The 12,088-nt window shown below is 35.5% G+C and carries 8 protein-coding genes; 2 read left to right on the forward strand and 6 right to left on the reverse strand.

Annotated elements, in window-relative coordinates:
- Nucleotides 1-15: 15 nt before the first annotated feature.
- From uvrA to ACM6F9_RS09690, 4 genes are all read right to left on the reverse strand, one after another.
- A complete protein-coding gene (gene uvrA, locus ACM6F9_RS09675; protein ID WP_414845522.1) occupies nucleotides 16-2,847 on the reverse strand; it encodes an excinuclease ABC subunit UvrA in 2,832 nt (943 codons plus the stop codon).
- A gap of 291 nt (nucleotides 2,848-3,138) precedes the next feature.
- A complete protein-coding gene (locus ACM6F9_RS09680; RefSeq protein ID WP_414845523.1) occupies nucleotides 3,139-5,022 on the reverse strand; it encodes a type VI secretion system baseplate subunit TssF in 1,884 nt (627 codons plus the stop codon).
- A gap of 24 nt (nucleotides 5,023-5,046) precedes the next feature.
- Nucleotides 5,047-5,487 carry a GPW/gp25 family protein gene (locus ACM6F9_RS09685; protein WP_002979175.1) on the reverse strand — a complete coding sequence of 147 codons (441 nt, stop codon included), beginning with the start codon at nucleotides 5,485-5,487 and terminating at the stop codon, nucleotides 5,047-5,049.
- 160 nt (nucleotides 5,488-5,647) lie between these two features.
- Complete coding sequence (locus ACM6F9_RS09690) at nucleotides 5,648-7,060, reverse strand: APC family permease (protein WP_414845524.1); 1,413 nt, start codon at nucleotides 7,058-7,060, stop codon at nucleotides 5,648-5,650.
- A gap of 142 nt (nucleotides 7,061-7,202) precedes the next feature.
- Here ACM6F9_RS09690 and ACM6F9_RS09695 point away from each other — a divergent pair, with 142 nt between their 5' ends.
- On the forward strand, nucleotides 7,203-7,700 hold the full coding sequence (locus tag ACM6F9_RS09695) for a DUF4920 domain-containing protein (RefSeq protein WP_414845525.1): 498 nt from the start codon (nucleotides 7,203-7,205) through the stop codon (nucleotides 7,698-7,700).
- 110 nt (nucleotides 7,701-7,810) lie between these two features.
- Here the strand turns inward: ACM6F9_RS09695 and ACM6F9_RS09700 are convergent, their stop codons facing one another.
- Nucleotides 7,811-8,920, reverse strand: a complete 1,110-nt coding sequence (locus ACM6F9_RS09700; RefSeq protein ID WP_414845526.1) for a M14 family zinc carboxypeptidase — start codon at nucleotides 8,918-8,920, stop codon at nucleotides 7,811-7,813.
- Between the two features lie 968 nt (nucleotides 8,921-9,888).
- On the opposite strand from ACM6F9_RS09700, the gene ACM6F9_RS09705 reads away from it, so the two are divergent.
- Nucleotides 9,889-10,425: a helix-turn-helix transcriptional regulator gene (locus ACM6F9_RS09705; RefSeq protein WP_414845527.1), complete on the forward strand. Its 537-nt coding sequence runs from the start codon at nucleotides 9,889-9,891 to the stop codon at nucleotides 10,423-10,425.
- A gap of 482 nt (nucleotides 10,426-10,907) precedes the next feature.
- On the opposite strand, the gene ACM6F9_RS09710 is transcribed toward ACM6F9_RS09705, so the two are convergent.
- Nucleotides 10,908-12,077: a proline dehydrogenase family protein gene (locus ACM6F9_RS09710; RefSeq protein WP_414845528.1), complete on the reverse strand. Its 1,170-nt coding sequence runs from the start codon at nucleotides 12,075-12,077 to the stop codon at nucleotides 10,908-10,910.
- Between the last annotated feature and the right edge of the window lie 11 nt (nucleotides 12,078-12,088).

Here is a 12,088-nt window from a genome sequence, read left to right on the forward strand (position 1 = left end):
TTTTTATTCTGATATCTACTCCAGTTCTCTCTTCAGGAATTTCCCAGTCAAACTCTTCTTAGACTTCACAATTTCCTCAGGAGTTCCCTGTGCTACAATCTGTCCACCATACTTTCCTCCTTCCGGTCCTACGTCGATAATATGGTCTGCTAGTTTTATTACATCCATATTATGTTCGATGATGATGAATGAGTTTCCGAGTTCTACCAATTGATTGATGGCATCCATCAGGATTTTCACATCTTCAAAATGAAGTCCTGTAGTTGGTTCATCAAGGATATAAAGGGTGTTTCCTGTTTGTCTTTTTGCCAATTCGGTTGCCAGCTTGATACGTTGCGCTTCACCTCCTGAAAGGGTTGTCGACTGCTGTCCAAGGGTAATATATCCCAAACCTACATCCTGTAATGTTTTCACTTTCGCAAAAATCTTAGGAATCGGCTGGAAGAAATCTACCGCTTCATCAATTGTCATATCCAATACGTCAGAAATTGATTTTCCTTTGTAACGAACCTCCAGTGTTTCTCTGTTGAAACGTTTTCCGTTGCAGGTTTCACAGTGTACGTATACATCCGGAAGGAAGTTCATTTCGATCACTTTCAATCCTCCACCCTGACAGGTTTCACATCTTCCGCCTTTTACGTTGAAAGAGAACCTTCCAGGCTTATAACCACGGATTTTACTTTCCGGCAGTTCGGCAAAAAGATTTCTGATATCGGTAAACATTCCGGTATAGGTAGCTGGGTTAGAACGCGGTGTTCTTCCGATTGGAGTCTGATCTACGTCTACAATTTTATCAATATTATCCAGCCCTTCAATCTTTTTGTATGGTAATGGCTCCTGAACCGCTCTGTAGAAATGCTTGTTAAGGATTGGATATAATGTTCCGTTAATCAAAGAAGATTTTCCACTTCCTGAAATTCCGGTTACCACGACCAGTTTTCCAAGAGGAATATCCAGCGTTACGTTTTTAAGGTTGTTTCCTGTAGCTCCTTTTAAAACAATATTTTTACCGCTTCCTGCTCTTCTTTCTTCAGGAATTGCAATTTTTCTTTTTCCATTGATATATTGAGCAGTGATGGTATCTGCTTTCAACAGGTCTTTTGGTTTTCCCTGCCAAAGAATTTCTCCACCGAATTTTCCAGCTCTTGGACCAATATCCAGAACCTCATCAGCTTCCAGAATCATATCTTTATCGTGTTCCACCACCAATACAGAGTTTCCGATATCTCTCAGGTTTTTCAGGGAATGGATCAGTCTTTCGTTATCTCTCTGGTGAAGCCCGATACTAGGTTCATCAAGGATATACAATACGTTCACCAACTGAGATCCGATCTGAGTAGCCAAACGAATCCTCTGTGACTCCCCTCCCGAAAGTGTTTTTGAACTTCTGCTCAAACTTAAATAATCCAAACCTACATCCAGCAAAAACTGAAGTCTGGTTTCAATTTCTTTTAAGATCTCGTGAGCAATGATTTTATTTTTTTCTGAGAATTTATCTTTAACATCCGCTAACCAGTCTTTTAAATCGGCTAAGCTTAAACCGTTAACCTCAGCAATATTTTTTCCGTCAATTTTAAAACTTAAACTTGAAGGCTGAAGACGAGTACCATTACATTCCGGGCAGGTTTCTTCTGTGGTGAAATGTCTTTCCAATAAAATAGCTTCATAAGATTCTCTTTCCTCAATGATTTCTTCCATGAAAGCAATCAAACCGTCAAAACCAATCTTTATTTTCTTGGTAATTCCTGCGTATTTCAAGTCTTTATTGAATTCTTTATGGCATCCGTTGTAGATATAATCCAGTGCTTCTTCCGGAATATCCTGAAGCGGCGTTGTTAATCCCAATCCGAAAATCTCAAGAATATTCTTAATCTGAGAAAGAATCCATTTGTTCGACTTGATATCTTCCAATGGTAATAATCCTCCCTGATTGATTGACAATTTGGGATTATCTATGAAATAATCTGTATTGATCTTTTTGATTGTTCCCAAACCTTTACAGTTCGGACAGCTTCCTTTTGGAGAGTTGAATGAGAAAGTATTCGGTTCTGGCAGCGCCAAAGAATGTCCGGTTTCTGCATCCATCAGGTTTTTGGAAAAATATTCGATATCTGTACCTCCCAGCTTCTGAATTCCTATAATTCCTTCTCCCATTTCCATTGCGGTACGCAGGGATTTTTCCATTCTACCTTCTGAGGCATTTTCCCCGATAATCCAACGGTCGATAACGATGTCGATGTCATGGGTTTTATAACGGTCAAGCTTTAAATCATATTCAATGTCCTGCAGTTCACCATCAATTCTTGCCTGTCCGTAACCTTTTTTAGCCATCTGAACAAAGAGCTCATGATAATGCCCTTTTCTGGAACGTACCACTGGCGCCAAAAGCATGATTTTCTCTTTTTTATAATTTTCTTTGATGGTTTCAAGAATCTGATCTTCAGTATAACTTACCAACTTTTGTCCTGTAGACAAAGAGTACGCATCTGAAACTCTTGCATACAAAAGACGCAGAAAGTCATACAATTCTGTAACAGTTCCTACGGTAGAACGAGGGTTTTTATTAGTCGTCTTCTGCTCGATAGCAATTACCGGAGAAAGTCCTTCAATTTTATCTACATCAGGACGCTCCAGCCCGCCTAGAAACTGGCGTGCATAAGCAGAGAATGTTTCGATATAACGACGCTGGCCTTCCGCAAAAATAGTGTCGAAAGCCAATGACGATTTTCCACTTCCGGAAAGGCCGGTAATAACAACCAATTCATTGCGTGGAATTTTAACGTTAATATTTTTAAGGTTGTGTTCACGTGCACCGTAAACTTCTATATATTCTGTTGATTTGCTCATAATTTGGAGTGACTTTGCCTGAAAATCACAACGTGCAAAAATACGGAATTTTATGGAATTTTTTTGAATATAAAAGGGATAAAAGTTTCATAAAAAATTCTTTTGTTTTGTTAATGCATTGAATCAGAAATTGTTGATTTTTTATTTAGGATAATTATGTTTTGGCTGAAGCCCATAGGTTTGTGTTAAAATAAAAAAACGGGCTAAAGCCCGTTCCTATTGATATCATTTAAAAATGCTTATTAATAAAGACATTTATATTTTAAACTGATTTAATTCTCTTTGAAGAGATTACATATCCTGAAAATCAACATCTTCATTGTTAATTCTTACAATATATTCAATTCCGTCAATAGCTTTGGCGATAATCTGATTTCTGATAATATTCGCCATATTTTCCCAATAAGCCCTTCCGTAAAAAGAATAATTCTGAGGTATAATTTCTATCTCAACTGTTCTTACAAAACCTTCTTTAGGTTTATTGCTGATCATTGTTCCTCTTCTTACCCTTACTTCTCTTACCTCATCTTTCAGGATCATTCGGCAATAGTTTTTAACGTCTTCCAATGAAATGATTTTATCTCTGGTCGTCAGTGCATATTTATAAGCCTGAATACTATCTGTTCCTTTCTGTTCCTCAGCCCCACCCAATGTTTCTGTAAGCAGTACAACGGTTTGTGACTTCAATTGATTGGAAAGTTCAGTTCCCGGACGCATATGATTGGCAAGCGTGCAATGGGTTACCCAGAAAGCAGCATAGGTATGATCTGTTTTTTCAACAGGCTCCATGATCACATAGTTCAGCTCTTGTCTGATGCTCCTTTTGGCATTGTTTACTTTTTGTACCATGGATTTCATTTTATCAGACATTTCGCTGAGAACTCCTTTTACATTATCCCTGTTCAAAAGGGAAAATGCAGCAATTTCGTCTCTTGTCAGCTCCAGAACATTGGCAATCATATCTACAGCATTTCTGCTTGTAAAGCGTTCCATCCCTCCTTTTCTTACCGTATACAAACCTTTTTTAAGATCATCAGCCGGAGTGAAAGGGATTTCGGTGTACTTTCTTCCATCACCGTCCTGTACTTCATCTACATAAAGGAAATGTTCACCTTCATCTGTTACCAAAGGGATATTATTTCCCATGATATCAAGGCTATATTCTGTTTTTTTCCAGCCTCTGTTGTATACCGGAAAGGCATTCAGAACAAAGGAAAAATTATCAAGGATTTCTGCCGAAAATTGTGGTGGAAATTCAAAAGTAAGCCACAGGTAACGTTTATTATCCAGGAATTTGGTAATTTCTTCTTTCTCTGCAAGGAAGTCAAGATTCTGTGGGAGCTGTCCCGGTTCTGAAAACAGACTTTGAGAAATTCCTGTGACTTCAATAAATTTATGACGATAGATACTTTTAATATCCTCAATCACTTTATTTCTGATAGACTGCTCTTTGAACATCTGCTCGTAGCCATCATTTTGATTTTCTGTAAGGTAACTTAATCCCTCTCTTACAAAAAGCGGATTGCCATTGCTTGATACGGTGATGTATGGTAATAATTTATACACAAAATCAAGGTGTTCAAAAGCAGGATTGGAGCAGAATATGCTCAGATATTTTGGGAAATTTTCACTGATGTATTTACTGACATCTACTCCTATTGTAATCTTTCTATAATCTTCAGGTCTTCCCTGAAATCTTGCAATAGGAATTTTATTGAACCTGTCATCTATACTGTAGCAGGTATTTCCTACAAACATAATAGAGGTGTGAACTTTATTGATTCTCACATTTCCTACCGGAGTAAAAGGAATATTAATCTGCTTATCTGATTCTGATTTCACCGTGGAAGTCATTTGTTTACGGAAGAAAAACTCCGTATGTTCCAATAAAATTTCGGATGAATCGTAAGGCTGTGTAAAAGCCACAGAATGAGCCGGAATAGGATGTGTATAAATGGACGGTGTAAGAAGTTTTGCCAGTTTTTCCAATATACGGGCATTTACCGTTTGTATTTCATTATTCGCTTTAAAAACTTCTGTACTGAATGCATCTATCAAAAGTTTTACAAACGGATCTAAAGACTGAGGGCTTCTCAATCCCCATACTTTAGTGGCATTCTGCAGCATTCTTGCTTTTACAGATTCTTTGGAATATATATTCTGATCTAAATTCATAATTTTCTTTCGCTGTTAAAAATATTAATCAATAGACATTGGGCTTAGAAACAGTTCTGTTGAAAAACTGAAACGCTCTCCTGTTTCTTCCATTTTTGCATTGATGGCAATTCTTACCTTCTTTTTAATTTCGGTGTGTTCTTTGGTATCGTAGCTGTGCTCTACAAACTGGATATGAGCATCAATCTGCGGGTTTACGATTCTTGGTTCATATTCCTGAATCTGTCTCCTTAGGCTTTTGATAAAAACGCTTTCCCAGATGGCACTTGTTACTCCATTATCGAATTCAAGGTTCCAAACATCGTTTCCATAGTTTTCATCATATCTGTTCTCCCCTTTTTTTGTGGTGATCAGCAGCATAATATTGTGGGCAATACTTTCCCCCATATCGCAGGTATCGATACTTCCGCCTTCGGTCATTAAAGTAGACGGTACGAAAGGCATTCTGTAATTTGGTGTATCCATAACTTTTAGTTTTTACTTCATGGTTTCCGCTTATCTAAAAACGGAATACCAAAATACGCATTTTCACCAAATAATGAATATAATATCCTAAATATTATCAAAAAGAAGGGTCTTCAAACTGAATTGAAGACCCTTTAATCTGCTATATTTTTATTTTATTCTAAGCATCTGCTTTTTTTCGGTTGATAAAATAGTACACCGGAAGTCCCAGCAATACCAAAATAAAACCTGGCCATGTATATTGTTGCTTATAAATTAACAGTAGAATACAGAAACAAGTTCCTATTAAAAGGTATATAAGAGGTGTTACCGGATACAGCCATGTTTTATAAGGTCTTTCCAGCTCAGGCTGTTTCATTCTTAAATAAATAACTCCAAAAACCGTAATCATATAGAACAGAACAATCACGAAAGAGATCATATCCAATAAATTCCCGTACTGCCCGCTCAGACACAAAATGGAAGCCCAAACTCCCTGCATCCATAAAGCATTTTCAGGAACTTCATTTTTATTGTTTTTTTCTGCTGACTTAAAGAACATTCCGTCTTTTGCCATAGTCTGAAAAACTCTTGCTCCTGCCAGAATCAATCCGTTATTACATCCGAAAGTAGAAATCATAACCAATAAAGCAATAATGATTGTTCCAGCACTTCCGAAAATATTTTGAGAGGCTGATACTGCTACTCTGTCATTGGCAGCAAAAGCAATTGCATCTCTGTCCAGTGCATTTAGGTATACATAATTTACCGCTATATAAAGAATCATTACGGCAGAAGTCCCGTAAATCATAGATTTTACAACGTTCTTTTTAGGATTTTCAATTTCACCAGAAACAAATGTTACGCTTTCCCAAGCCACAGAACTGAAAACAGAACCTACCATTGCAGCAGCAATTCCGCCCAAAAGCGTCATTCCTCCAATGGGTTCCCAGCCTTCTTTAAGAAAGTTACCACTCAGATCTTTTTTAAGATTGTTAAAAGAATCTGTTCCCCAGCTAAAATTTTCTGCCATATGAGAGAAATCCACCAATATAAAACCAGCAGCAATTAGACCCAATAATGCAATAATTTTAGAACCTGTAAAGATATTTTGTAGGATTTTCCCACTCTCTACTCCTCTGGTATTGATGTAGGTAAGCAAAACTATCACAGCAATCGCTAAAATCTGTATCCAGGTAATTTTAAATTCGCCACTTTGAAAAATAGGTGCAGCATCATTGAGTGATGGAATCAAATATGCTGTAAATTTACCAAAAGCCATGGCCACTGCAGCAATCGTTCCGGTTTGTATTACTGTAAACAATCCCCATCCATAAAGGAATCCCATTCTTTTACCGAAAATTTCTTTCAGATAGGTATATTGCCCTCCAGCTTTTGGAAATAATGCGGACAGCTCTCCATAGCTTATGGCTGCGGCTACCGTCATTATTCCTGTGATGACCCACACCACAATCATCCAATATCCGGATCCCAGATTCCTCATCATGTCGGCACTTACAATAAAGATCCCGCTTCCAATCATAGATCCCATCACGAGCATGATGGCATCCCATAGTTTTAATTTTTTCTGCATAGTCAAGTATAGGGGTCAAATATAATCAAATCTGCCTTTTATTTTCAATTTTGTTGAAAATTCATTAAAACACCTGTTTTTTGTCATTTTTTATTCCTTTATGATTCAATTTTAATTAGTATTTTTGGAAAAAATATTAAACATGAAATTTAAAGCAATATTATTTGGTGCAGCATTAACAGCTTCTTCATTAGCATTTGCTCAATCCGGACCACCAGAAGGAAAAGCTTTGGTAGGTGACACTTACGGAGATCAGGTAACTTCTTCTGCTGAATCCAAAGCAGTTTCAGTAGATAAATTGAATAAACAGCTTAAAAAAGATAACAAAAAGGTTGAGAATGTATCCGTTAAAGGAAAAGTAACCGACGTTTGTGACAAAAAAGGTTGCTGGCTTACCATTCAGACGGAAGATAATTCTAAGTTTTTTGTAAAAATGAAAGACTATGCTTTCTTCGTACCTACAGCTTTAAAAGGTAAAAATGTAGTATTGGAAGGAAATGCAGAAAGAAAAGTAACTTCTGTAAACGAACAGAAACATTATGCTGAAGATGCTAAAAAGCCTCAGTCTGAAATTGATGCAATTACACAGCCAAAAGAAGAGATCAGATTTGTAGCGAACGGAATTAAAGTAGTGAACTAGTTTAAATTAATTTTAAGATTAGGTTTTGACTAAAGTCCATCCCAATTGAATAGAGATTTTAGAAATTACATAAAAATAGAATCGGCTGTCCTGAAGGACAGCCAATTTTTTTAATCTTCAATTGTAAAATCCACCACAGAATCCAGTTTCGGATATTTAGTGGCAGAAATAAATTTCTTTCCGGTACAGTCTATTTCTTTCCAGCCTTTTCTTTTTTTAACGTCCCCGGCTTCCATTACAAAAGGAATAAATGAGATTTCGCTCTTCCCTTCTTCTTTTATTTCTCTATACTGAACGGCAATATCTAAAATACATTCATGATCCGTGTTCAATCTTACATTTCTGTAAATAAGATCATAATGTGTTTCCTGATTCTCCGGAATTTCCAGGTATGTTTCCCAACCCGTAATATCAGAGTTTAGTTCACTGATTGCCTTTAATGCATAATAAAGAGCAATTGTATAATATTTTCTTGTTCCAGTTCTGGTATAATCATCTACAAAATGTCCGCCTTCAAATAAAATCGTTGGCATTCCGGCTTTGATAAAGTTGTCTCCTGTAGAAGTTGGATAAAATTCATCAGAATATCTTCCAATCTGATTAGGAATCATTTCCTTTAAATGGTTGTAAACACTTCCGATAACTGCCATGCATTTTTTTCTGTTTTCCGTCACAGTACGTTCTACGTTTTCGGAAGGTGCCAAAAAGGAAAGTGTAGCAGGATGAAGACCATCAGTAGTAAAGATGGTTCTCTGCTCGTGAAGGTTTAATGCATAGTCATACTTCTTGGAAGCTGCCGCTTTTTTCAGGAATTTAATCTCCTTGCTTGCTTCGTTATGAAAATCTCTGTTCAGATCAATATCGGCAGCATTCAGTCGGGTCCATCTTTCAGATCCGTCCGGATTCAGCATGAATATAAAATCGAGTTTTATTTTACTGAATAAATCCTCTTTCATTTCCGGAGCTTTATCAAGGCTTACCAAAAGGTCGAGCATAGCATGAGTAGCATTGGATTCATTGCCGTGCATTTGAGACCAGGCCAATACCTGAATATTTCCGGTTCCGAGGCTTAACTGATAAATAGGTTTATCTAAATAGGATGTTCCGATCTCCTCAATATAATCGCTGAGATTGCTCTGTAGATAAGAAAATAATTTTTCAGGGAAAATATAGCGATTTGAGAAATCGGAAGTTTGAGAATAGATCTGTTCAAAATTCATTTTGGGAATTGTTTACAAAAATCAAATTTAGCCATTTTTAGCCAAAAACATAAATTAACATTTGTAAATATTAGCGAAATTTACAAATTTACATTTGACATCAGTTTTTTTAAATTGTTTACAAGATTTAAATATTGAGATTTTGGAGCTTTAGATACTAGTTAACACTTGTAACATTATTAAACATAAGCAGAAGACAATTTGTCTGTTGATAAAATTGTGGATTGCGAATAATTTAAAATGAGATATTTAAATACCTAAAAGTCAATACTTTATGAAATTTATCTCAATTGTATTTGTAACTGTACTTTAAGTGTATTAAAGGGCTATTTTTGCCATTTGAGAGTTATTTTATTAAACATTGAAATTGTGGATAACTCTGTAATTTAGTATAGTATACATATGTAAAGTGCTTATAGAATCCTATTTTTCTTTCAAAATTTAATCAAGCAGCTATTTTTGAAGCATTTTAATCCAGGATAAAAATTGTCCTTAATAAGAATAGTATTTTTCTTCAATAATACCCAAAACGGGCTTAAAATAGGGCGTTTACATCAGTAATTTACGAATGTAATATTTAAAAAAGTCCATTTATAAAGCCTTTAACAGAAATTTATTTATAATTGAAGTCCTAAAAGTGGTTTAGTTGGTTTAGTAATGTATATCCTACTTTTAAAGAGATTTAAGGACCTGAATATCCTTCCAAAATACATGAATTTACATTTTTAAACCAATATTTAGGGTAAATCATACTCCAATATTAGACCAAAGATGTCTCTTCAAAAGTCCTGTAACGGATTGATATACAAATTAAATACAATTGTAATCATATTTTAATGTATTGATTTTAAAACAATTATAACCTTGTTACAAATGTATACAAATAATATTTTCATTTATTTACATTTGTATTTTGCATTTGTAAATTATATCAGTTACATTTGTAAAATAATTAAAGGCTTATTTTTATGAGTTTAAATGAAAGAATTTCCAAAATTATAGAGTATTCAAACCTTACTCCTTCTGAGTTTGCTGATGAGATTGATGTACAGCGTTCGTCTATTTCGCATATCACATCAGGAAGAAACAAACCGTCTCTTGAGTTTATCATAAAAATAAAATCCCGTTTCCCGGAACTTCTGTGGGACTGGCTGGTTACCGGTGAAGGTGAGATGCTGAAATCTCAGCTGCCCGAAACAGAAATGAACGAAGAGCATACTGAAGAGGAGAAAATAAGAACAACTCCACTAACCGATCTTTTTACGATGATGAATGATGATAATGAATTCGGGAGTGATGAAACGGAAGCTGAAGCTCCCCAATCAAGTTCTGGAGAATCGTTTATACCGACCCAAGATAAAGCTCCGGAAAAAATATCGGATTCTCAGCGATTAGAAAATTCAAGCGATCAAATACTAGGGCAACTATTTGAAAATCAACAAAGTAAAATAAAACGTATTGTTTTATTCTACGAAAACGGAAAATTCGAAAGTTTTGAGCCTTAAAAAAAACCTGATCAAAGAAAATGATCAGGTTAAAAAATATTTGAAGAAGAAAACTAAAGCTATTGCTTTATTTTGTTTTTGAAATATAAGGGGAAATTAAATTGATGAAGTTTTCATCTTACTGCATCATCTGTCCACAACTATACTTTTATAATTTCGATTATTTATTAAAGGGTAATCTGTTCTGTTTATCGTGTTGTAAAGATCCTGTTATAAGGAGGTATTATAGCAGTAAATAAAGTCTTTTCATACATTGTTTTTTATGGCTATACCAAATATAAATATTTAAAATCAAATCAGCAATAAAAATCAAATTATTTTAACATATAATTAATGTAAGTAAAAATTATGTTGATTATTATTAATTTTGACTTATAATCCAAACCTGAAAATTCAAGAAATTCCCCCCTTTTTTATTGCGTTTAATCCAATAAAAAAAAGCCCGCAAATCTGCGAGCTTGATTGATATATAAAGAACAATATTATTGTTTCTTTCTTCTTTCCAGTTCATTTTTAATCAATCCCAATTCTCTTCCGGTTTGTCCGGCTACAGAGGTGTTTTCCTGAGCTCTTCTCGTTAAATAAGGCACAACATCCTTTACGGGTCCATATGGAAGATATTTAGCCACATTATAGCCTTTATCAGACAAATAGAAAGTAATATTATCACTCATCCCGTAAAGCTGCCCGAAATACACATGAGGATTGTCGGTTTCCAGAGATTTAGCTTTCATTTTATCCATAATCAACTCTGAAGAGATTTCATTATGGGTTCCGAAAAACGCTGAAACTTTGTCCAGATGATTCATGACAAAATCAATTCCTGAATTGTAGTTTTTATCTGAAGCATCTTTGGTTGGCTGAATAGGATCTGCATAGCCTTTTTCTGCTGCTCTGGCTCTTTCTTTTTCCATATAAGCACCACGCACGATCTTATATCCAATGAAATAGTTCTTCTCTCTTGCTCTCTGAAGATTAGCTTCCATATATTCCAGCCTTCCCGTTCTGTACATCTGAATCGTATTCCAAACGATAGGTTTTTCCTGGTTATATTTCTCCATCATTTCTTCACAAAGGTGATCTGCTGCATCCTGCATCCAGGTTTCTTCAGCATCTACCATTACTTTCTTATCATTTTCGTGGCAAAGACTGCATACTTCATCAAATCTTTTCACTACTCTTTCCCATTCTTCTTTTTGGCTGGTAGTAAGCTCTGTCCCTTTTCCAACTGCTTCATAAAGATCAATCCTTCCGAAAGCCGTAGGTTTAAACACAATAAAAGGAATTGCCGGATTTCCTACTGAGAATCTTACAATGTCTTTAATTTCTTTGCATACCGCATCAAAAGTTGCTTCATCTTCTTTCCCTTCAATAGAGTAATCAAAAATACTTCCAACTCCTCTTTTGAACAGCTGTTTCACAACCTTCATGCTTTCTTCGCGGGTTTCACCACCACAAAACTGGGCAAATAAAGTACTTTTTACAATTCCGGTAACGAAAGGAAAGTTGTTGTGTACTGTAAAATTCAGGACAGATGTTCCAAGGCTTGTAAGAGCGGGCTGTTCAATCATTTTAAACATCCAGTAAGCCTTTTTCAATTGTGCATCAGACTTGTCTGCAAATGCGACTTTTGTATCGTTAAAAATGGGCATTCCTATTTATT

This window comes from Chryseobacterium sp. IT-36CA2 (genome assembly GCF_949767875.1).
GTDB lineage: Bacteria > Bacteroidota > Bacteroidia > Flavobacteriales > Weeksellaceae > Chryseobacterium.

Excerpts from the sequence above, each read along its gene's own strand:
- ACM6F9_RS09700 (WP_414845526.1), bottom strand. The coding sequence starts at position 8,920 with ATGAATTTTGAACAGATCTATTCTCAAACTTCCGATTTCTCAAATCGC.
- uvrA (WP_414845522.1), bottom strand. The coding sequence starts at position 2,847 with ATGAGCAAATCAACAGAATATATAGAAGTTTACGGTGCACGTGAACAC.
- ACM6F9_RS09680 (WP_414845523.1), bottom strand. The coding sequence starts at position 5,022 with ATGAATTTAGATCAGAATATATATTCCAAAGAATCTGTAAAAGCAAGA.
- ACM6F9_RS09710 (WP_414845528.1), bottom strand. The coding sequence starts at position 12,077 with ATGCCCATTTTTAACGATACAAAAGTCGCATTTGCAGACAAGTCTGAT.
- ACM6F9_RS09705 (WP_414845527.1), top strand. The coding sequence starts at position 9,889 with ATGAGTTTAAATGAAAGAATTTCCAAAATTATAGAGTATTCAAACCTT.
- ACM6F9_RS09695 (WP_414845525.1), top strand. The coding sequence starts at position 7,203 with ATGAAATTTAAAGCAATATTATTTGGTGCAGCATTAACAGCTTCTTCA.
- ACM6F9_RS09685 (WP_002979175.1), bottom strand. The coding sequence starts at position 5,487 with ATGGATACACCAAATTACAGAATGCCTTTCGTACCGTCTACTTTAATG.
- ACM6F9_RS09690 (WP_414845524.1), bottom strand. The coding sequence starts at position 7,060 with ATGCAGAAAAAATTAAAACTATGGGATGCCATCATGCTCGTGATGGGA.